This window comes from Paraburkholderia sp. RL18-101-BIB-B (assembly GCF_046026985.1).
Taxonomy (GTDB): domain Bacteria; phylum Pseudomonadota; class Gammaproteobacteria; order Burkholderiales; family Burkholderiaceae; genus Paraburkholderia.
Genome location: NZ_JARESV010000001.1, coordinates 275,884 through 297,941, shown reverse-complemented (window position 1 = coordinate 297,941; position 22,058 = coordinate 275,884). Strand labels below are relative to the sequence as shown.

16 protein-coding genes and 1 pseudogene are annotated in these 22,058 nt (G+C 64.0%); 12 read left to right on the top strand and 5 right to left on the bottom strand.

Translation table 11 applies throughout. The features are described 5' to 3' along the window. The first annotated feature begins 191 nt into the window (after positions 1–191). The gene (locus tag P0D73_RS01340) at positions 192–1,439 is read left to right on the top strand and encodes an MFS transporter (RefSeq protein ID WP_408429198.1); all 1,248 of its coding nucleotides are present in this window, start codon (positions 192–194) and stop codon (positions 1,437–1,439) included. 131 nt (positions 1,440–1,570) lie between these two features. Beyond that, positions 1,571–1,939 (top strand): response regulator, encoded by a 369-nt coding sequence (locus tag P0D73_RS01335; protein ID WP_408429608.1) that lies wholly within the window; start codon positions 1,571–1,573, stop codon positions 1,937–1,939. Between the two features lie 54 nt (positions 1,940–1,993). Here the strand turns inward: P0D73_RS01335 and P0D73_RS01330 are convergent, their stop codons facing one another. Beyond that, positions 1,994–2,323 (bottom strand): ArsR/SmtB family transcription factor, encoded by a 330-nt coding sequence (locus tag P0D73_RS01330; protein ID WP_132377930.1) that lies wholly within the window; start codon positions 2,321–2,323, stop codon positions 1,994–1,996. Between the two features lie 87 nt (positions 2,324–2,410). On the opposite strand from P0D73_RS01330, the gene P0D73_RS01325 reads away from it, so the two are divergent. The 3 genes from P0D73_RS01325 (at position 2,411) to P0D73_RS01315 (ending at position 4,677) form a co-directional block, all read left to right on the top strand. Then, a complete protein-coding gene (locus P0D73_RS01325; protein ID WP_408175082.1) occupies positions 2,411–3,508 on the top strand; it encodes an NADH:flavin oxidoreductase/NADH oxidase in 1,098 nt (365 codons plus the stop codon). A gap of 178 nt (positions 3,509–3,686) precedes the next feature. Further along, complete coding sequence (locus P0D73_RS01320) at positions 3,687–3,851, top strand: sigma factor-like helix-turn-helix DNA-binding protein (protein WP_408280930.1); 165 nt, start codon at positions 3,687–3,689, stop codon at positions 3,849–3,851. Positions 3,852–3,999: 148 nt separating this feature from the next. After that, on the top strand, positions 4,000–4,677 hold the full coding sequence (locus P0D73_RS01315; protein WP_408429195.1) for a dihydrofolate reductase family protein: 678 nt from the start codon (positions 4,000–4,002) through the stop codon (positions 4,675–4,677). Between the two features lie 86 nt (positions 4,678–4,763). Here P0D73_RS01315 and P0D73_RS01310 read toward each other — a convergent pair whose 3' ends face one another. Together P0D73_RS01310 and P0D73_RS01305 are read right to left on the bottom strand one after the other, a co-directional pair. Next, on the bottom strand, positions 4,764–5,531 hold the full coding sequence (locus tag P0D73_RS01310; RefSeq protein WP_408429192.1) for a DUF4410 domain-containing protein: 768 nt from the start codon (positions 5,529–5,531) through the stop codon (positions 4,764–4,766). 807 nt (positions 5,532–6,338) lie between these two features. Next, on the bottom strand, positions 6,339–6,794 hold the full coding sequence (locus P0D73_RS01305) for a hypothetical protein (protein WP_408429190.1): 456 nt from the start codon (positions 6,792–6,794) through the stop codon (positions 6,339–6,341). A gap of 352 nt (positions 6,795–7,146) precedes the next feature. Here P0D73_RS01305 and P0D73_RS01300 point away from each other — a divergent pair, with 352 nt between their 5' ends. The 3 genes from P0D73_RS01300 to P0D73_RS01290 all read left to right on the top strand — a co-directional run bounded on the left by P0D73_RS01300 (position 7,147) and on the right by P0D73_RS01290 (position 9,892). Further along, positions 7,147–7,572 (top strand): phasin family protein, encoded by a 426-nt coding sequence (locus P0D73_RS01300; RefSeq protein WP_132377920.1) that lies wholly within the window; start codon positions 7,147–7,149, stop codon positions 7,570–7,572. A 581-nt stretch (positions 7,573–8,153) separates the two neighbouring features. Next, complete coding sequence (locus P0D73_RS01295; RefSeq protein ID WP_408175372.1) at positions 8,154–8,603, top strand: DUF2844 domain-containing protein; 450 nt, start codon at positions 8,154–8,156, stop codon at positions 8,601–8,603. 11 nt (positions 8,604–8,614) lie between these two features. Then, entirely contained in the window at positions 8,615–9,892 is a 1,278-nt protein-coding gene (locus P0D73_RS01290; RefSeq protein ID WP_408429187.1) for a DUF3443 domain-containing protein, read from the top strand. A 10-nt stretch (positions 9,893–9,902) separates the two neighbouring features. Here P0D73_RS01290 and P0D73_RS01285 read toward each other — a convergent pair. Both P0D73_RS01285 and P0D73_RS01280 read right to left on the bottom strand, forming a co-directional pair. After that, positions 9,903–10,807, bottom strand: a pseudogene (locus tag P0D73_RS01285) (adhesin); the annotation flags it as partial. Then, the gene (locus tag P0D73_RS01280; protein ID WP_408429185.1) at positions 10,808–12,082 is read right to left on the bottom strand and encodes a putative zinc-binding metallopeptidase; all 1,275 of its coding nucleotides are present in this window, start codon (positions 12,080–12,082) and stop codon (positions 10,808–10,810) included. Positions 12,083–12,417: 335 nt separating this feature from the next. Here P0D73_RS01280 and P0D73_RS01275 point away from each other — a divergent pair, with 335 nt between their 5' ends. The 4 genes from P0D73_RS01275 to P0D73_RS01260 all read left to right on the top strand — a co-directional run bounded on the left by P0D73_RS01275 (position 12,418) and on the right by P0D73_RS01260 (position 21,935). Continuing rightward, positions 12,418–15,891: a transglutaminase family protein gene (locus P0D73_RS01275; protein ID WP_408429183.1), complete on the top strand. Its 3,474-nt coding sequence runs from the start codon at positions 12,418–12,420 to the stop codon at positions 15,889–15,891. A 29-nt stretch (positions 15,892–15,920) separates the two neighbouring features. Continuing rightward, positions 15,921–18,575 (top strand): circularly permuted type 2 ATP-grasp protein, encoded by a 2,655-nt coding sequence (locus tag P0D73_RS01270; RefSeq protein WP_408429181.1) that lies wholly within the window; start codon positions 15,921–15,923, stop codon positions 18,573–18,575. After that, positions 18,572–19,462, top strand: coding sequence for a transglutaminase family protein (locus P0D73_RS01265; RefSeq protein WP_342960568.1), 891 nt, complete (start codon positions 18,572–18,574; stop codon positions 19,460–19,462). Before P0D73_RS01270 ends, P0D73_RS01265 begins: the two co-directional genes overlap by 4 nt. Positions 19,463–19,832: 370 nt before the next feature. Then, positions 19,833–21,935, top strand: coding sequence for a fimbria/pilus outer membrane usher protein (locus tag P0D73_RS01260; RefSeq protein WP_408429178.1), 2,103 nt, complete (start codon positions 19,833–19,835; stop codon positions 21,933–21,935). Positions 21,936–22,058: the final 123 nt, after the last annotated feature.

The window sequence follows — 22,058 nt, the reverse complement described above, 5'->3', positions numbered from 1 at the left end:
ACAGCACTCTGCGTCACCGCTGGCCGCTTCCCCACACTCGCGGCGTTCACGCGTCAATGGCATACGAGTTGCGTCAGGCTGGCCGCCGTCCCGGCACTCGTCGCCAGTGAGGTCGTCCGCATGTTGAAGCCGATACGCTCGAACCGTTCGCCACGCGGCGCGCGGGACCGCTGTGCCGCGCCGGGGGCATCGTGAAAGCCCAACGCGCGCTGGAGGCGCTGAATTTCTTCGTGGCCGATGTGCAAGCCGGTATCGGGCCGTTTCTCGGCGTGTTCCTGCAGGCGCGCGGTTGGGGCGCCGATCAGATCGGCACGGTCATGACGATCGGCGGCATCGCCGGCATGCTCGCGACTTCGCCGGCCGGCGCACTGGTCGACGCGACGCGCCATAAGCGCAGCCTCGTCGTGTGCGCCGGTCTGATGACCATGCTCGCGTCCGGCTTGCTGTGGATCTCGCACGGCTACTGGATGGTGGCGGCGTCCCAGGTGGCGACCGCGATCACCGGCGCGGCGATCGGCCCGGCCTTGGCCGGCATGACGCTGGGCATGGTCAGGCAGCAGGGTTTCGACCGGCAGTTCGGCCGCAACCAGGTGGCCAATCATGGCGGCAATGTGGTTGCGGCGGCGTTGTCGGGTTGGCTGGGCTGGCGTTACGGGTTCGGCGCGGTGTTTGTCTTGAGCTCGCTGTTCGGCTTGTTGTCGATTGCCGCCGTGGCGTCGATTCCGCGCGACGCCATCGATCACGATGCCGCGCGAGGCGCCGGCGCCGGCACGCATGCCGGCGGCAAAGCACCCGCGAGCGGCTTATGGGTGCTGTTGCAATCCCGTCCTTTGCTATTGCTCGCCGCGGCGCTCGGCCTGTTTCATCTGGGCAACGCGGCCATGCTGCCGCTCTACGGGCTCGCGATCGTCGCGGCCCATCAGGGCGAGCCGAGCGCGTTCACCGCGCAGACCATCGTCATTGCGCAACTCGTGATGGTTGCCGCCGCGATGCTGGCGACCCGGCTGATCCGCTGGCGCGGCTACTGGTGGGTGATCCTGCTGACTTTCCTCGCGCTGCCGATGCGCGGGCTGATCGCCGCATCGGTGATTCACGCGTGGGGTGTGTGGCCGGTGCAAGCGCTCGACGGCATCGGCGCGGGATTGCAAAGCGTCGCGGTGCCGGCGCTGGTGGTGCGGCTGCTGGAAGGCAGCGGGCGGGTGAACGTGGGGCAGGGCGTCGTGATGACGGTGCAGGGCGGCGGCGCGGCGTTGAGCCCGGCGTTGGGCGGAATCCTCGCGCACCGTTTCGGTTATCCCGCCGCGTTCATCGCGCTCGGCGCGGTGTCGACGGGTTCGCTGGTGTTGTGGCTGGGCTTCGGGGCGTCGCTCAGACATGCGTGCGCGGCACGCGACGCAGCGGGCCGCGATGCGGTCGAGGCGCCATTCCCAGTGTCGTGACACCCGTTTTCGCTGCCGCTTGGTACGCCGCTTGCTGCCCGCTGATGTTTTTATCGCAAGCTGTCACACATGCCCCGAACCCCCGCTACTTGCCAAAGGTGGAGTGCCCGTGAGATCGGGTCTTGCACGAAATGCCGCGCGTGTTGGTCGTCGACGACAACGCCGGCGCCGCCGAGGCGCTCGCCACTTATCTCTCCTACGAAGGCGTGGAAGCCCGTGCCGCCAATGGCTGCGAGCAGGCGCTGCGCTGCGTGCGGGACTGGGTGCCGGACGTCGTGGTGCTCGACATCATGATGCCGGAGCGCGACGGCTATGAAACCGCGAGCGCGCTGCGCAGCTATCTGCCGACGCAGAGTCTGGGCATTGTCGCGTTCACGTCGCTCGATGAGGATCACGTGAAGGAAACCGGCAAAGCACGTCACAATTTCGACGGCTATTGTCAAAAAGGCACGGCCCCGACGGCGCTGCTCGCGCTGATGCGCAAGCTTTGGCGGGAATAGCTGCGCGGCGTCGCGCTGCATGCGTCACGTTGGCGCAAGCAGGGGGCGCCAAGCTCAAGCCAATTCGCTCTCCACCGGCTCCTCGACGATCTGCTTGAGAATCGCCTCCATCAACCCCGGAAACCGGGCGTCCAGTTCCGCGCGCCGTAGCGAATTCTGATGCACGGTGCCGGCCACGCGCGTGCGCACGAGGCCTGCCTCACGCAGGATCCGGAAGTGATGGGACACGCTCGACTTCGGGCGGCCGCCGTCGAGTTCGCCGCAGGTGGCCTCGTCCACCGACGCGAGGCGCCGGACAATCTCCAGGCGAACCGGGTCGCTCAGGGCATGAAAGAGCCGCCCGAGCGCGAAATCCTCGGCGGCGGGGTGGTTATAAGTGCGCATCCTGCAAATGATAAAGGTTTCTGCGATACTTCGTTATTCGATGTTTATCGAACTACCGTACAAGCAAGTCCAGAGGAGTTTAGCCTGATGTCCGCATTGTTCCAGCCCTACAAGCTCAAAGACGTTTCCCTGCGCAACCGGATCGCCATTCCGCCGATGTGCCAGTACACCGCCGAAGACGGCGTGATCAACGACTGGCATCGTGTCCATCTGGCCGGTCTGGCGCGCGGCGGCGCGGGGCTGGTGATCGTCGAGGCGACGGCCGTGTCGCCTGAAGGCCGTATTACGCCGGGCTGTGCGGGCATCTGGACGGACGAGCAGGCGCAGGCTTTCGCGCCGGTCGTGGCGTCGATCAAGGCCGCTGGCTCGGTGCCGGGCATCCAGATCGGCCACGCGGGCCGCAAAGCCAGCGCGAACCGTCCGTGGGAAGGCGACGACCACATCGCCGACGACGACAGCCGCGGCTGGCAAACCATCGCGCCGTCGGCGATCGCGTTCGGCGGCAATCTGCCGAAGGTGCCGAAAGCCATGACGCTCGCCGACATAGCGCGCGTTCGCGAAGATTTCGTCGCCGCCGCCAGGCGTGCGCGGGACGCGGGCTTCGAATGGCTCGAACTGCATTTCGCGCATGGCTATCTCGGCCAGAGCTTCTTCTCGACCCACTCCAACCAGCGCGACGACGCTTACGGCGGCAGCCTCGAGAACCGCAGCCGCTTCATGCTCGAAACGCTGGCGGCGGTGCGCAAGGTGTGGCCGGAGCATCTGCCGTTGACGGCGCGTTTCGGCGTGATCGAGTACGACGGACGTGACGAGGAGACCTTGGTCGAATCGATCGAACTGGCGAAGAACTTTAAGCGCGAAGGGCTGGATATGCTGAGCGTCAGCGTCGGCTTCTCCACGCCGACGGCGGCGATTCCGTGGGCGCCGGCGTTTCTCGCGCCGATCGCCGAGCGCGTGCGGCGCGAGGCCGGCATCCCGGTTTCGTCGGCCTGGGGCATCGATACGCCGGAACTGGCGGATCGTTCGGTGAAGGACGGGCAACTGGATCTGGTGATGGTCGGTCGCGCGCATCTGGCCGATCCGCACTGGCCGTACCATGCGGCGAAGAAGCTCGGCATCGAGCGTCCGTCGTGGACGTTGCCGGCGCCTTACGCGCATTGGCTGGAACGCTATAAGGTCGCCTAAGCTTCCGCCCCGAGTTTCCTGTATCGATTGATCGTGCCGCTTGTCGCGCCAATTCATGCGCCGGGGCAGGCGGCACATCTCATTCTGTCTCCACGCGAGCGGCCGGCGCCGCGCCTTGCCACGCGCTAGACCGACTGCAGCGCCCGGAGCATCTCATGTCCGAGCGCTCTGCGCGCTCGTGCTCGCCTATTTCCGGGGGCAATCGCAATCGGAGATCGCGCATACGCTCGACGCGCCGGTCGGCACGGTCAAGAGCTGGATCAGCCGTGGACTGGAGTCGTTACGCGCCATGGCCGATGCGCGACATGTGTCACATGCGCCACAGCACGGTGGGCTCTACTGATCCGTTGGCCGTGCTGCGTAATCACGGATGAATTGCCCGCGTGCCGCGCGACCAACCTCATGTGTACTAGCGGAAAAGGAATCGACGCGCTTGCGGAACGGCCCTTGCTGCAAGGTCATTTCATTGACCTGACACGGAGGCTTGACGCATGACCCCTTATATCGTCGCTCACATGATGTCCTCGCTCGACGGCCGCAGCCTGACGGACGGCTGGCACCTCGACTTCGCGTCGGACCTGTATGAAGACACGGCTGCCACTTTCGAAGCCGACGGCTGGATCTGCGGGCGCGTCACCATGCAGGAGATTTCGCACGGCACGGATTATCCGAAAGGGCTCGCCAAGGGCGCGGTGCCTCGCACCGATCATTTCGTCGAACGCAAAGCGGACCAATACGCGATTTCGATCGATCCGCAGGGCCGCGTGGCGTGGAAGACCAACACCGCGCTCAAGTCGCATGTGATCGAAGTGCTGACCGAACAGGTTGCCGACGACTACCTCGCGTATCTGCAGTCGATCGGCGTGTCATACGTGTTCGGCGGCAAGACCGAGATCGATCTCGGCAAGGTCGTGCAGACATTGGCGCGTGAGCTCGGCGTGAAGAAGCTGATCGTGGAGGGTGGTTCGCATGTGAGCGGAGCGTTCGTGAACGCCGGTCTTGTCGACGAAGTGAGCGTGCTGATTCTGCCGTTGGTGGATGGCCGCAGCGAACATCCTTCGTCGTTCGAAGTGGCGATGGAGAAGTGGCAAGCGCCCGCGAATCTGAAGCTCACATCCGTTGAAAAGAAGGACCACGATTCGGTGTGGCTGCGCTATACGAAGGCCTGAAACGTGAACGGCAGAGTGGGACCGAAATCCGACTCTGCCGAGCGCTGTTCATGATCACTCCGGTTCGACAAACCGGCCGTGCATTATCAGCCTTTGGTGTGCTCCGTCGACAGCCAGCCGCCGCTTACGCCGATCTCGCCAATCTGCTTGGCCACCGCGTCGGCGAGGCGTTTCGCGTCCGCTGACACGCCGGCACGTTTGGTTTCGGATACAGCGTGCAAGCCTCCGCCCACGGCCGCCGAAGTCGCGATGCTGCCGGCCGCCGCGCCCACGCCCGCGGTCTCGACCATGCCAGGCGCCTTGCCGCTGTCGGCGTTGGCGGTGAAGGTTTGCACCAGACGCGGTGTGCCGCCCGCGGGCTTATACAGAATCTGCACCGAGCTGCTGACCTGACTCTTGCCCGCACCGAGGCCGATCAACATGCGGCGACGGCGATTGCCCGAGTCGATCGTATCGAAGCTGCCTTGCACGAGCAGCACATTCTGATCGGCCGGTGCGGGGACGTCCGAGCGGATCGCACGCAGACCCATCGACTGCAATTGATGCACGATTTCGTTGGCGACCTGCTCGCGGACTTCGGCGGACTCGGCGGCTTGCTTTTGCGCAGTGGACGAACCTTCGAGTTGCGTCTTCACTTTCTGCATCATGCCGCCGTCCAGTTTGACCTGATCCGAATTGGCGTCGAAGGTGTAGACATAGATGTTGTCCGGGCGCACCTGGACCGGCGTGCTCGCCGTGCTTGCATCCTTGATGCTGCTGCCGGCGCAACCGGTCAGCAGCGCGCTGCAGCAAACCATCGTCACGCAGGCCAAACGGGCGGCATTTTTTCTGAGGAAATTCACTGAAGTCAACATGTTGATCCTGTCGTCGGCACGCGGTGCCGGAATGTTCGAACGGTTCTCTCGATGATCGGGCAACCGTGGGATCGTTGATCATCGGCGAAACGTCTCGCTCTTGAAGCACCCTTGATCTCATGCGTTCTGTTTCGTACGCACCGGCAGCGAAACGAAGTATGGTCGCGTCACTTCCCGAACTCCATTCAACAATTATTTCGTCCTATGTCACGGCGCGGACAGACACGCCGAAGGCGTCGCGCGGGGCTTTCGCGTGTCGCGAAAGTCAGCGGACGCAGCGGGAAAAGAGAGGCTGTGCGGATGTGGATCGACCGCGCCGGCAAGCGGCGTGAAGTTGTACAACTACGCGTGCAACCGTGCGTGCGGCGCCATGCGTATCGGCCATCAGTTCAAGGCGAGCTTGATGATGCAGCCAAGGACAAAAACCAGTAGGACGGCGGCGACGGCCAAGTTCAGCGGGTAGCGCATTCTTCACCAGGGCACCAGTGTTGCGGTGCTCATATCCTAATCACCTGACGGAAGATGAGAAGGGGTCAGTGAAGCGGCAATGTGGGAAAGCTAACGCAGCATGCTGAATGGTTAGACGGCCTACAGGCGGGAGCGCTTCCAAGCGGGCACTCCGACCGCTTGAGTTGCCGTGCGGCTGTTTATCGAAAGAAAAATGCTCGCGTGCGCAGCGCACTAGCTTGCGTGTCGCACGGTCACTCAGCTAGCGAGCCACGCGGGGATGAAGCACGGCATGGACTGATCACGTGGTTCATGTGCGGCGTCACGGCGAAGCTGACGTCGTGACGCCACGGCAAGAATTTACTGCGCCAGAGCCGGCGGCGGCATCCCGCCCGGCGCGCCATGCGGCGCCTTGTTCGCGGCGGCGAGGTCTTCCGACAGACTGGTGCGCAGCGTCGCGATCGCCTGATCGGGATTGGCGGGCCTCAACTGCTCGCGAGCCAGCGAGTCATACACGTAGTGGCGCAGCATCGGATCTTGCGTCTTGTTCAGCACGTCGTGATACACGGCGATGATTTCGCCTTGATGTCCGCTCATCGCATACAGGCGGCGCAACTGTTCCAGATCGTTGATCACCGCGAAGCCGGGACCCATCGGACCCATCGGACCCATCCGGCCATGCGGCGGCCCGTCGCCGCGCTGCGGCTCGCCATGCGCCTGAGGGGCCGCGGGCGGCGGCGCTTCCTGGGCAAACGCGGCCGTCGCGGCCAGAGTCAGAACGGCGCTGAGCGCCGTGCTCAAGATTGCTTTTTTCATGAACTCGCTCCCATCGAGACAGGGCCGGCGCTACAGCGCGCCGGCACATGAGCAACGATAGTCGACATGCCGGTTCGTAGGGTTACTGAAGCCGCCTTGTAACTTACCGGGCCTTCCATGCCGCGCGGGCAATGGCCGTCTAGTCCCGTCGACAGGTAGCGCGCGAGCCAGGGTGTGCCCGCTGGCGCATTGTTTCCGGATGGCGCATGATTGAGCGATGTGCCGTCCGACCCCAGAACCCGCTCGTTCCAGCGGACGCTCGGCGCACGCGACGCCGTCAGTGCATGCGTCACGGAAACACCACGCGGCGATGCACCGCCGGCGAGTATTCAACCGTTAAGGAGGATTTCGCATGGACCGACCTGACGCCGCCAATCCGTTTGGCGATTTCACCAAAATGCTGGAGCAGTTCAAGCTCCCCGGCTTCGACGTACCCGCCATCATGGAAGCGCGACGCAAGGACATGGAAGCACTGGTTCAGGCGAATCAGACGGCCTTCCAGGGGATGCAGTCGCTTGCGCAGAAACAGGCCGACATGTTGCGCTCGACCCTGAGCGAATTGCAGTCGCTGACGGGCCAGTTGTCGGCCGGTGGTGCCGCGCCTTCGGGCAAAGCTGCCGAGTTGATCCAGCAGAGTCTGCACAAGTCGCTTGCCGATATGCAGCAACTGGCTCAAGCAGCGTATCAAACGCAAGCCGAGTCGTATGCGGTGATCGCAAAACGCGTAGAAGAAAACGTGCAGGAGCTCAAGTCGCTTTTGCAGCAGCAAAAAAAGTAACGGACGCTGATGCGTCGAATCGCTGACGCGTTACGTTCGAATGACCGATGCCGCGGATGACTTTCGAGTCCTCCGTGGCATTTTTTTGTTCCGCGAATCACGCTCACGGAATCGATTTTCTCTTCACACGAAAAGCCTTTTGGGGCGTCGTATTGTCAGAGGAAAACAGGCATTTTGCTCGAATTTTTCAGCATCCACTTACATTGGCCGCGCAATGCTGCGCGCGTTATTTTTTTCTGCATGGACCTTGGACAGTTTGCTTCGCTGTTCGCTTTTAACGAGCCGTGAAGCAGAAATGCTGGGTCAAAGCGCCGCCCCTTGGTGATCTGGTCCCGAAATATCAAATACGCTAAAACGACGCCGCGCGACGGAAAGGTTTAAATCCGTTCGCAAACGATTGCAGCGTCTCGCCGCGATGGTTAAAGTTTCACGCCGCCACTCCGTAGACGCATTCACGCTGCTCAACCAGTGTGAATACAACACGGCAGCACCGGCGAAGCGTGCGCCCCTTGTTTCCCGTCCGTGATCGGCTCGGCGCCTGGTCACGAGCGTTTCACCTCGAAGGAAGTCACTTGAAACCGATGCTCTATTCCAGCATTGCACGCGCGATGCTCGGAGCAAGCTGTGCGCTGTCGTTCGCCGCGCACGCGACGCTCGGCCAGAACGTCAGCACCGTCGACGGCGATCAGTCCCGCTTGCGCGCGGTGGCTCACACGTCCACTACGCAAAGCGCGTATTCGGTACACCTGATGACGCTGCCGTCCGGCACGCTGGTGCGCGAGTACGTCGCGCGCAACGGCATCGTGTTCGGCGTCGCGTGGGAAGGGCCGACGCTGCCGGACTTGAAATCCATACTGGGGTCTTCATTCGACGTGTATGTCGCCGCCACCGCGAAGCGCCGCGGCACGCCACTCGCGGTTTCCAGCAGCGACCTGGTCGTGTACTCCGGCGGGCATCTGCGCGCTTTCTCCGGCTATGCCTATTTGCCACAAGCGGTGCCCGCGGGCGTCGATGTCGGCGTCATTCAATAATGGAGCGGATCATGCGACATAGGTCTTCGTTCAAGACTTTGCTGTGCCCGGCGCTGCTCGCGTTGCTCGTCAGTGCGTGCGGCGGCGGGGGCGGAAGCTCCAGCGGCTCGGGCAGTGCGGCCGGCACCAATGGTTCGACCGGCACTTCGTCCGGTCCCTCCGTGGCCAGCACCTCGCCGTCGTCGCAGACGCTGGCCGCGAACGCGGTGAGCGTGACGGTCGATTCCGGCGTGAGCAATGTGCCGAACATGCCGTTCGTCAGCCTCACGATCTGCACGCCGGGCACGACGCAATGTCAAACCATCGACCACGTGCTGGTCGATACCGGGTCGTGGGGCCTGCGCCTGTTCGCATCCCAGTTGCCCGCTTCGATGACGCTGCCGCAACAGAAAGACGCGTCGGGCCATCTGGTTGCCGAATGCATGCAGTTCTTCGACGGCTACACGTGGGGGCCGGTCAAGCTCGCCGATCTGCAGATTGCCGATGAAAAAGCCGCCTCCCTGCCGATCCAGGTAATCGACCCGAACTACGCAACGCTACCCGCCGATTGCGCGAACTTCGGCGCATCGCGCAATACGCCGGATACGTTGCAGGCCAACGGCATTCTCGGCATCGGCGTGTTCAAGCACGATTGCGGCGCGAACTGCGTGCAGCAGGCGCTGGCAGGCACGTACTACGGCTGCAGCGGCACGACATGCACGTCGATTCCCCTCGCCGAAGAGCTGCAGGTGGCTAATCCGATTCCGTACTTCGCCGCCGACAACAATGGTTCGATGCTGAGCCTGCCGACGGTATCGGGCGCCGCGCAGTCAGTCACCGGGCAACTGGTGTTCGGCATCGGCACGCAGACCAACAATTCGCTGGGCGGCGCGCTGGTGATCGGCGTGAATCCGTCGAATGGCACCTTCACGACCGTGCAGAACGGCACCACGTATTCGCGCAGTATCCTGGACAGCGGCTCGACGGGCCTGTTCTTCCAGACCAGCGCGTTGCCGGTCTGCGCGAGCCCGAACAGTGCGTACTACTGCCCGGTGTCGACCGAGCAACTGAGCGCGCTGATCCAGGGCGTGAACGGCGCCACGAGCACGGTGAATTTCAGCGTCGGCAATGCCACGACGATTGCGCAGATGTATAGCGGCAATTCGGCGCTGCCGCTGCTGGCGGGACCGGCTTTCGTCAAGTCCGCGATCTTCGATTGGGGGCTGCCGTTTTTTTATGGCCGCAATGTGTACGCCGCAGTCGAGCAGCAGCCGACGCCCGGCGGCACGGGGCCTTACGTCGCGTATTGAATCGGTTCAAGCCATAGACGTCCACATTCGATTCCGGCAGCGTCGCGTAAATCGACTTTCTGACGTACGCGAGATCGATGCTTTCGCTCCAGCATGTCATGAAATGGAATTTGACCGGCACGCGCGCGGTATGAGCGATCGCCTTGCACGTCTCGAGAAAGTGCGGATTGATCTTCATCGCGCTGGCCGTCACGCCGATGTTGACCACATCGCCGCGCTCCGGAATGGACGGCACGACGTTGGTGAGCAGTTTCGACGGCACGTACGGTTGGCCATCCTTCGGCAGACGCAGCATTTTTTCGCTGAAGCATGCCGGGTCGCCGACGAAATCTTCCTCGACGCTCACGTAGTCCATATGCGCTGCGTGCATCGTGGCGGGATGGCCAAGACCCGCGATCTGCAGCGGCGCGACGCGCAGGTTCGACAGAAAGATGGTGTGCGAGAACATGCCGGCACTCGGCATATAGAGCACGTCGGGTGCTCGCGCGTGGCGAATTCCTGGATCTGGCGGATGCAGTCGCCGATATATTCCGGATGCTCGAATTCGACGAAGCGGTCGAAAATCGCGCGTCCCGATTCGTCCACGTGCTGTGCCTCGCCGAACGCGACGACTTCGAAATGCTTGCGCGCGGCGGGCATGGTGCGCGAATGGGTTCGATAGATCGAGTGGCCGCCGGTGAACCATTCGAGCACCACGAGCATCACTGGCTTGCGTCCTTTGATTCGCTTGCGGGCGACGCTGGCCTCGTGGCCGAGCAGGCCGAGCGTGTCGAGCTTCTTGCGCACCAGCCTGTTGATGCTGCGCTTGATCGCGTGCCGGTCCGGCGATGTCGAATAGCTGCAATGCATGTAGGCGCCACATACGGCGCCGGTCGGCAAGTCGTCGAGGTCTTCGATGGTTTCGAGCGCACCCGGCTAGCGCCGCCTCGTAGCCCGCTTCGCCGGGGCTGCCTGAGCGGCGACAGGCGCGGGCTGCAACGGCGGCTCGGACGCCACGGGCTGCTGCGGCGCAGGTGTCACGCCCACCGATTGCAGCGGCGCGGGTGAAGCCTCGATCGGCGCCGCCGGCTGCACGCCGGTTTGCGCCGCACCCTGACCCGGCGGCGTCGCCGTTTCTCTCGGCTGCGACTTGTCGCCAGCCCCTTCGATCACGCGATGCACGAAGCGCAGCTTTTCCACCACCGGCGCAGCCAGCGTGAACGGATACCCGTCCGGCATGCCGAGACTGCGATTCAGGCTGTTCAGCGCATAGGTGAGCGGAAACCAGCGTTTCATCAGATTCTCGAAGCTCGCGTCTTCCACCGGCGTGCGATCGGTCAGCGTCGGCTCGCTCGGGTCGTCGGGCAGAAGCGCCACACCGTAAGAGGTCGACGTGTCCAGCACGTCGACGATCAGCATGTAATGCGCCCACGTCTCGGCCCAATCTTCCCAGGGATGCATCGTGGCATATGCGCTGATATACGACGCCTGCCACTCGGCCGGCGCGCCGTCGCGATAGTAAGCCTTCAGCGCCTCGCCATAATCGACGCTCTCGTCGCCGAACAGTTTGCGGAACGGCTCGAGCCAGCGCGGGTTGTTCTCCACCAGTTGGCTGAAGTAGTAGTGCCCGGTCTCGTGCCGGAAATGGCCGAGCAAGGTGCGGTAGGGCTCGCCCATCGCGGTACGGACTTTCTCGCGATAGGCGTCGTCGGCCTCGGCGATGTTCAGCGTGATGAGCCCGTTATCATGGCCAGTCATGACGCGCGAACCGTCGCCGCCGTCCTCGAGGAATTCGAAGGCGAGGCCGTGCTCGGGATCGGCCTGGCGCGACTTCACGTCGAGGCCGAGTTCGGCCAGCGTGTACAGCAGACGGCGTTTGGCCATCTCCAGCCGGTACCAGTAGAGCCGGTTGTCCGGCGCGCTCAGATTCGGAATCGTGAGGGTCAACTGGCACGCGCGGCACAGCACGTCCGGCGAGTCGGCGGGAATCATCCAGTTGCAGACGTTTTCGACGGCATAGTTGTGGCATTGACGGAACAGCGCGCCTTCGGCGCCCGGATGCAGGCTGCGCCAGCGGCCTTCGCCGGCATCTTCGAACGCGCTGATTTCCGCCAGTTCAGGCACATAGCCGAGCAATGACTCGCAACGTTCGCAACGAACGTTTTCGTAGAACACGAGGTGCGAGCAGTGATTGCAGTGGAAGGTTTTCATCGGTCGAGTTTGGGAGGTAGGAGGGCAGTCATAAGCGAACACCTGCCGCAATCTTCATGCCGCATTTGCCAGACGTCACTGGTTTAACGCACATTACGTGCATGATCGTGCATGAACGCTGCGCCGCTTTGGTGCGCGGCCTTGAAAACGGCGGTGGAAGGGCGCTTGGTTCGATCGACCGGACGATCGGCGAGGCGCGGCATACTTCACGAGAGGCGGTGATCCGGGCAGTAGAGGCAGTTCACGCAGTTTTTCGCACTTGTTCAACAAGCGTTCAGTAAACGGCATGAAGCTTGCTTTTTGGCGGGCTGCCATCCTTCGTCCAGGAGTCCGGTGTGTCCATACGCGTCGCGTTGCATCATGTCACACATTACCGTTACGACAGGCTGGTTTCACTGTCGCCCCAGGTCGTGCGTCTCAGGCCTGCGCCGCATTGCCGGACCCCGATTCTTTCGTATTCGATGCGGGTCGAGCCGGCCGAGCACTTCATCAACTGGCAGCAGGACGCGTTCGCCAACTATCAGGCCCGGCTCGTCTTCCCCGAGAAGACGCGCGAATTCAAGGTGACCGTGGATCTGGTCGCCGAGATGGCCGTCTACAACCCGTTCGACTTCTTTCTCGAGCCCTCGGCCGAGCGGTTTCCCTTCGACTATTCGCCCGGCCTCGCGCTGGAACTCGCGCCGTACCGCGTCAAGCGGCCGATGACGCCGCGCTTCGCCGAGTTCGTCGCGAGTATCGACCGCACGCCGGCCGGCACCGCCGACTTCCTCGTCGCCCTGAATCAGCGGCTGCAACGCGAGATCCGCTACCTGATCCGCATGGAGCCGGGCGTGCAGACGCCCGAGGAAACGCTCGTGAGCGCCGCCGGCTCGTGCCGCGATTCAGGCTGGCTGCTGGTGGAGACCTTGCGGCAATTGGGGCTGGCGGCGCGCTTCGTGTCCGGCTACCTGCTGCAGCTCGCGCCCGACGTCAAATCCATCGACGGCCCGAGCGGCACCGAAGTCGACTTCACCGACCTGCACGCGTGGTGCGAGGTCTACCTGCCGGGCGCCGGCTGGATCGGCCTCGATCCGACCTCCGGGCTGCTGGCGGGCGAAGGGCATATCCCCGTCGCCTGCACGCCCGAGCCGGGCAGCGCGGCGCCGATCTCCGGCGCCGTCGACGAGTCCGAGGTCGAGTTCGACCACACCATGTCGATCGAACGGGTCTTGGAGACGCCGCGCGTCACCAAGCCGTTCAGCGAAGCGGTATGGGCCGACGTCCTGAAAATGGGCGCGCAGGTCGACGGGCAGCTCGCCGACATGGACGTGCGTCTGACGATGGGCGGCGAGCCGACCTTCGTCTCGGTGCGCGATCGCGACGCCGCCGAATGGAACACCGACGCGCTCGGCCCGACTAAACGCGGCTACGCGGTCGCGCTGATGGACAAGCTGCGCTCGCGTTACGGCGCGAACGGCTTCCTGCATATCGGCCAAGGCAAGTGGTATCCGGGCGAGCAATTGCCGCGCTGGGCGATGTCGCTGTACTGGCGCGCCGACGGCGAGCCTTGCTGGCACGACCCGGCGCTGTTCGCGGACGAACGCGAGCCCGGCACCTACACCGCCGCGGACGCACAACGCTTCCTCGCGCATCTGGCGATCAAGCTCTCGCTCGACACGGATTGCATCCAGCCCGGTTTCGAGGACGTCTGGTACTACCTGTGGCGCGAGCGCCGTCTGCCGGTCAACGTCGATCCCTTCGACGCACGGCTGGACGACGAACTGGAGCGCGTGCGCCTGCGCCGCGTGTTCGACGCCGGGCTGGGCGGCGCGACCGGCTTTGTGCTGCCGCTCGCGCGCGAACGCGAGGTGCCCGGCGAGGCGCCGCAATGGGTTAGCGGCCGCTGGTTTTTCCGCGACGAGCGCATGTTCCTGATTCCGGGCGATTCGCCAATGGGTTATCGCTTGCCGCTCGATTCGCTGCCGTGGGTGTCGAAGACCGACTACCCGTACCAGCACGCGCACGATCCGTTTGCGCCGCCCGTGCCGTTGCGTTCAGCCGCGCAGTTGCGCATGCAATACGACGGCGAGCAGCGCACCATGAGTCCCGCCGACGCGCGGCGCGCGGCGGCGTTGTCGTCCTCGGCGGCGGAGTTGCTGAGCGGCATGCCCGGCGGCGGCGTGCTGGCCTATGCGCGTCAGCCCGGCGACCAGGCGGCGCCGGCGCGCGGCCAGTCGTCGAAAGAAACGCTTCGCACGGCGATTTGCGTCGAAGCGCGCGACCCGAAACGCGCGGCCGGTCCGAAGGCCGAAACGGACGCGTTCGGCAGCGGCCGCACGCTGCTGCATGTGTTCATGCCGCCGCTCACCGAACTCGACGACTATCTCGACCTGCTCGCCGCCGTCGAAGCGACGGCCGCCGAGTTGCGCATGCAGGTGGTGCTCGAAGGCTATCCGCCGCCACGCGACGCGCGTCTGAAAGTGCTGCAGGTCACGCCGGACCCCGGCGTGGTCGAGGTGAACATTCATCCCGCGGCGAACTGGGATCAACTGGTCGATCACACGGAGTATCTGTATCAGTCGGCGGCTGAAAGCTATCTGAGCAGCGAGAAGTTCATGACCGACGGCCGGCACACCGGCACCGGCGGCGGCAATCACTTCGTGCTCGGCGGCGCGACGCCCGCCGACAGTCCGTTCCTGCGCCGTCCCGATCTGCTGGCGAGCCTGATCGCGTACTGGCACAACCACCCGTCGCTGTCGTATCTGTTTTCCGGGCTGTTCATCGGGCCGACCAGCCAGGCGCCACGCATCGACGAAGCGCGCAACGATCAGGTCTACGAGCTCGAAGTGGCGTTCCGCGAATTGCAACGGCAGATCGACATGCTCGGCGGCCGGGACAGCGCGAGCCTGCCGGCGTGGATGATCGACCGCTCGCTGCGCAATATCCTGATCGACGTGACGGGCAACACGCACCGCGCCGAGTTCTGCATCGACAAACTCTATTCGCCCGATGGTCCGACCGGCCGTCTCGGCCTGCTCGAATTGCGCGGCTTCGAAATGCCGCCGCACGCGCGCATGAGTCTCGTGCAGCAACTGCTGCTGCGTGCGCTGGTTGCGCGTTTCTGGCACACGCCGTACACACAGCGGCTCACGCGCTGGGGCACCGAACTGCACGACCGCTTCCTGCTCGGCACCTTCGTGAAGATGGATTTCGACGATGTGCTCGGCGAACTGAACCGCGCGGGCTTCGCCTTCGACGGCAGCTGGTTCGCGCCGCACTTCGAATTCCGCTTCCCGCTGGTCGGCGAGACGACGGTCAATGGCGTCTCGCTGACCATCCGCAACGCGCTCGAACCGTGGCACGTGATGGGCGAGGAGGGATCGCCGGGCGGCACGGTGCGGTATGTGGATTCGTCGGTGGAGCGGCTCGAAGTGCGCGCGCTCGGTCTGAACGACAACCGCCATGTCCTGACCGTCAACGGCGTGCCGGTACCCTTGCAGCCGACCGGCCGCGTCAGCGAATATGTGGCCGGCGTGCGCTTTCGCGCGTGGGCGCAGCCATCGGCGTTGCATCCGACCATCGGCGTGGATGCGCCGCTGACTTTCGATCTGGTCGACACATGGGCTGGCCGCTCGGTGGGCGGATGCCAGTATCATGTCGCTCATCCGGGCGGGCGCAATTACCAGACCTTCCCGGTCAACGCCTATGAGGCGGAAAGCCGGCGGCGCGCGCGCTTCTTCGCGTCTGGACATACGCCGGGGCCGCTCACGGTCGATGCGCCGCATCGCAGTCTGGAGTTTCCGTTCACACTGGATCTGCGCTACTGGTGAAACCAGCACACTCTTAAAACGACACGACCTTGGCCTTTCAATCGACTTTTCCCTTCGAAACGTCCGCGGCGCGCGCGGACGCTTCGTCCCTGTTGCGCCTGCTGCCGGCCCACGAGGGACATTGGGACGAGTTACGCGACACCTCGGGCGCGTTGCGCGAACCGTGGCGGCAATTCTTCGAGCGGCTCGGCGAAGACGGCATTGCGCGGCTCGACGATCACCTCGCCTCGGTCGCGCAGCAGATCCGCGACAACGACATCAGCTACAACGTCTACGCGGATAACGGCGAGCCGAGGCCGTGGGCGCTCGACCTGCTGCCGTTCCTGATCAGCGAGGACGAGTGGGCGCATATCGAGCGCGGCGTGACGCAGCGCGCGCATCTGCTCAATGCGATCGTCGCCGATATTTACGGGCCGCAAACCTTGCTGGAGCGCGGACAATTGCCGCCCGCGCTGGTCTTCGGCCACCCCGGCTATCTGCGCTCGGTGAAGGGCTACGCGCCGCCGGGCGGCCAGTTTCTGCAAGTGGTCGCGGTCGACCTGGCGCGCACACCGAACGGCGACTGGACCGTGATGGCGCATCGCACCGAGGCGCCGTCCGGGCTCGGTTACGCACTGGAAAACCGCCTGATCGTGTCGACGCTGTTCGCCGATCCGTTTCGCGCCATGCATGTGAGCCGGCTCGCGCCGACCTACTCGCAACTGATCGCGACACTCGTGCAGGCGGCGCAGGCCACGATGCGGCACGACAGCGAAGACGCCGAGCATTCGCCGCATATTGCCTTGCTCACGCCGGGGCCGTTCAGCGAAACCTACTTCGAGCACGTGTTTCTGGCGCGCTATCTCGGCGTGACGCTGGTCGAGGGCAAGGACCTGACCGTGCGCGACGACAAGCTCTATCTGAAGACCCTCGCCGGTCTCGAACGCGTGCATGTGGTGCTGCGGCGTCTGGACGATGCGTTCTGCGACCCGGTCGAACTGCGCGCCGATTCGAGCATCGGCGTGCCCGGCTTGTTGCAGGTGATGCGCGCGGGCAACGTGATCGTCTCGAACGTGCCGGGCTCGGGCTTCGTCGAATCGCCGGCGTTGCATGGTTTTCTGCCCGGCATTGCCGAAGTGCTGCTCGATGAAGACCTCGTGTTGCCGAGCGTGGCGACGTGGTGGTGCGGCGAAGAAGCGGCGCGCGACCATGCGTTCGCGCGTCTCGACGAAGCGTTCGTCGTGCCGACGTGGCCGGTCACCGGACGCGATGCGCCGCCCGGCGTGGAGCAGGGCCGGCAGCGCTTATCGACGTGGCGCGAGCGGATCGAGGCCATGCCCGACACCTACACGATCCAGCAGGCGCAGCGCTTTTCCTGCACGCCGCGTTACGAGGAAGGCACCATTGGCCGCCGTCCGTCGGTGCTGCGCGTCTATGCGATTGCGGACGTCAACGGCGGCTGGCATGTGATGCCGGGCGGCTTCACCCGCATGGCCGCCGAACGCCAGGCCACCGTGTCGATGCAGTACGGCGGCAGCAGCGTCGATACGTGGGTGCTGTCGAGTCAGCCGACCTCGACCTTCACGCTGTTGCCTTCGCCGATGCAGCCCGCCGACCTCGCGCGCAAGCATCGCACCGTGTCGAGCCGCGCGGCGGAAAACCTGTTCTGGGCAGGCCGTTATGGCGAACGCGCTGAAAACAACGTGCGGCTGTTGCGCCTTATCCTCGGCTCGCTGGAAGGCAATGATGCCGACGCGATGTTTCCGACTCTGGTCGAACTCGCCATGCACTGCGGGCTCGTGCAATCCGGCGACATGTTCGCGCCGCATTCGCCGCCAGCTTTCGAGCGTGCGCTGGTCGCCAATCTGAGCGAGAGCACCGGCGCCGCGAGTATCGGCCAGAACCTGACCTCGCAGGCGCGCTCGAATGGGGAAGTGCGCGGGCGTCTGTCGAACGATCACTGGCGCACGATTCTCGCGGCGCGCAACGACTTCCGCGACGCGTTGCAGATGTTGATGCCTGCGCCGGGATACGGCGGTGGTTCATCTTCGTCTTCGTCGCAAAGCAATGGCAACGGTGGCGCGAACGGCCGCGGCGAACGCTACGAGCGGTACGACCGCGTCACGCTGATGAACGCGCTCGAACACCTGTCGGTGCAGTTGTCGGCGATCAGCGGCGCACAGGGCGACCGCATGACACGCGACGAAGCGTGGCGTCTGCTGTTCGTGGGCCGCCACATCGAACGCGTATCGGCGATGACCTCGTTCCTGCGCGTGGTCGCCGACAAAGGCCAGCTTTCGACGCCCGCCGGTTTCGATCTGCTGCTGCAGTTGTTCGACAGCACGCTGACGTACCGCTCGCTCTATCCGGGCCGCTTCGAAGTGCCGGCCTTGCTCGACCTGCTGGTCATCGAGCCGACCAATCCGCGTGGCATCTACGGCGTGTACGAGCGCCTGCGCAAAAAGCTCGACGAGATCGCCGTGGCGGCGGGCAGCACGCGGCATCGTCCGTTCGCTGAATTGATGGCGCCGACCGATCTGTTGCCGACGCTCGAATCGCTGTGCGAGGTGGACGAAAACGGCACGTACGTCAATTTGATTGCGGTGTGCGATCAGATCGGCGGCTTCGTCGGCGCGGCCGCGCATGAAATCAGCGCGCGCTATTTCAGTCATGCCAGCACGGTCGCCTCGCAGGTGTGGTCATGAAGCACACGCCGACCGTGCTGTCCGTCTCGCATCGCACGACCTATCGCTACTCCACGTATGTGGAGACCGCGCAGCATCTCGCGACAATCCGGCCGATTGCCTGTTCGTGGCAACGGGTGGTCTCGCACAGCGAAAAGATCGAACCCGAACCGTCGTATCTGAATAGCCGGATCGACGCATTCGGCAACGACGTGCTGTATTTCGCTCTGGATGCGCCGCATGAGCGCTTGCAACTCGTCAGCGAAACGACCGTGGCGCTCATGCCGCGTTGGACCGATCTCGATCCGGAAGCGACGCCCGAATGGGACGACGTGGCCGATGCGCTGCGCTTTCGCGTCGGCGGCCAGTTCCGGCCCGAGGTGGAGTTCTGTTTCGCGTCGCCGAATATCGTGCCGCGTCCGTCGCTGCGCGACTATGCGTTGCCGAGTTTTCCGCCCGGCATGCCCATCGCCGCGGGTGCGATCGATCTGATGCACCGCATTCACGAAGACTTCGCCTACAAGCCTTCCGCGACGATGTTCGATACGCCCGCCGAACGCGCCTTCGAATTGAAGAGCGGCGTGTGTCAGGACTTCGCGCAGGTGATGATCGGCTGCTTGCGCTCGCTGGGTTTGCCGGCGCGTTACGTGAGCGGATATCTGCGCAACGATCCGCCGCCGGGACAGCCGAGACTGATCGGTGCGGATGCGTCGCACGCGTGGGTGTCGGTGTATTGCCCCGGCAGCGGCTGGATCGATCTCGATCCGACCAATGACGTGCTGGCCGATATGGATCACGTGACGCTCGCCATCGGCCGCGATTACAGCGATGTGTCCTTGCTGCGCGGGATGATTCTCGGCGGCGGCGCGCATCGGGTGGAAGTGGGGGTGACGGTGCTTGCGCTGTAGGGGCCGCGCCTTCCCTCTCTATTTCACATAGTTATCCCCGGCTTGGATAAGCTTCAGACCGCGACCCATGTGTCGCGGCTGCCACGCTCACGGCTACGCTCCTCTCCCGCATTCGCAAATCTCCCGCTGGTGCACGTTTGCACTCGGCATGCAGCAACGCGGCTCAATGCTTGTACCGCGCGTAAAACCTGCGGCCCTATTGGGAAAGTTCCGGCCTTCTCTCAGTGAAATCGTCTAGCTGGCGCGAGCGCCAGCGCCGATACTTTCGTTCGAAACGCGGCCACGCAGAGCCACGTGCACATCGCTACACGCATAACGAACACTGACGGTTGAAATGGCGGGGAAAAGACAGTCCGAATTCGCGCGGGGATTGAATAGGCGTGCGTTCAGGCATACCCATGCGCTGATGTTCGGCGCGCTCGGCGCTTGCGTGCCGGCGTCCGGGCACGCGCAGGCGCTTGCCGGCGTTAGTAGCGTGTTCAGCGGCCAGCGCAACGACGATCGCGTCGATGCTTCGGCAATAGTGCCTGAAGTGCCTGCGCCCACAAGCGAACCTGTCGTGAATCCGTACGCTGAGAGTCCGTCGGCGGCGCTCGGCTACGCGTTCAATACGTTCCATACGTCCAGCGAAGGAGCAGCGGACACACAGAGTTATCTTGGCTTTACTGCCGGCGTCAATATCGGCAACTGGCGAGTGCGCGAGCGGGGTGTGTTGCAGTCCAATACGGGCCGGGGCACGTCCTACCAGAATGTCGCGGCTTACCTGCAGCATGACATCCCGTCGTTGAAGAGCCAGCTCGTGCTGGGGGACCAGTTCACGGACGGCGCTGTGTTCGACAGCATCGGCGTGCGTGGCGTAAAGATGGAGAGTATCGATAGCGCGGTGTCTGAGTCGCTGCCCGGTTACGCACCTGTGGTGCGTGGCGTGGCGATGTCGAATGCGCTGGTCACCGTTACGCAGAACGGCAACCGTTTATACGAAGCGACAGTTGCGCCAGGGCCGTTTGAGATTCATGACGTTGCACCAACAGGGTACGGCGGCAATCTGCTCGTTACCGTGACGGAGGCGGATGGAAGTCGGCACAGTTTCACCGTGCCGTATACATCTGTCGTACCGCTTGTGCGGCCAGGCTCGACGCGCTTCAGCATCGTCGGTGGCGCGACCCGTGACGCGCAGATCAGGCATCACGGCGCTTTGCTGCAAGGCGCGGTTCAGCACGGTATCAACAGCGTGATGACGGGCTATGGCGGGGCGATCGTCGCCGACGGCTATCTGTCCGGCCTGATCGGCGCGGCGCTCCGTACGCCGATCGGCGCACTGTCGGCCGATGTCTCGGAGGCTCAGGCCGATGTATCGCATGCACGGAGTATGCGCGGCACAAGTCTGCGCATCGGCTATAGCGAGTTCATCGAGCAGACGGATACGAACGTGTCCGTCGCGGCGTACGGCTACTCATCCGGTGGCTTCCTCACGCTGCGCGACACGATGCTGGGGCGGGACGCAATGCAAGCGGGTTCGGGCGCAGACGGCATCCGGCGCCGGCGCAACCAGTTGCAGATCACCCTGAACCAGCGCGTCGGCGCCGGTGACGGTTCGCTATATGTGGTCGGCTCGACCTCGAATGCCTGGAACCGTTCGGGCTCCGATACGCAGTTTCAGATCGGCTACACCGGCGCATTACGTGTGGCCGAAACGAATCTGAACTACACCGTATCGGTTTCCCGTCAGCGCAACGGGTTGGCAGGGCCAATGAGCAATCAGGTGTTCGCAAGCGTCTCGGTGCCGCTAGGCAAGGTGGAGCGCGCTTCGTCGCTGTCGGCGGGCCTGATGCATGACAGTCGTGCCGGCTGGTCCGAGCAGGCCATGCTCGCGGGCTCCGCCGGCACCGCGGATGAACTGCGTTACGGCATATACGGAACGCATTCGGAACGGTCGACTACAGGTGGTGGCAGTGCGCAGTACCAAAGTGCCTACGCGACTTTCGGTGGGAGTGCGAGCGGCGGTTCCGGTTACTCGCAGGCGTCGGCGAATATGCGGGGCTCAGTGTTTGTTCACCGGCGAGGCATTGCGCTGGGCAACGAACCGGGAGTCACAGCAGACATTGTTTTGCCGACGAACGGCGTAAATGTCAGCGCGCCAGACTCTATCGGCCCGAACGCGAGCAGTCCCGGTTATGTGCCGGTGCCGCATCTGGAGCCGGGCGGTGCGGACCGGATTGAAATCGGCGTCCGGCGCGAATTGGCCAACGGCAGCGCCGAACCGACGGATCCGGAGACTGCGTCGCGATGGAATGAGTGGGTCATCAAGCAGGAGACGGTTGGCGACAACGTCGCTGCGAATGTCGCCACTGCGGACCAGACGGAAGGCGCCGAGCGTCTGATGCTGTTCACGAACATCATGCCGATGAAAGTGTATGCACGTAATTCGGTTGTTTTGTGGTCGGACGTCGAGCGCGGGAACGGGCATCACTGAAATAGCCCGGGACGCTCACGCGCGATGTCCTGACTCGGGGCTGTCTGAAAATCTGCGTGGCCCAGATGGATAAAGATTCGAGAATTGGCCGAGTCTCACTGGAGGCAAAGCCATGTTTTGTAG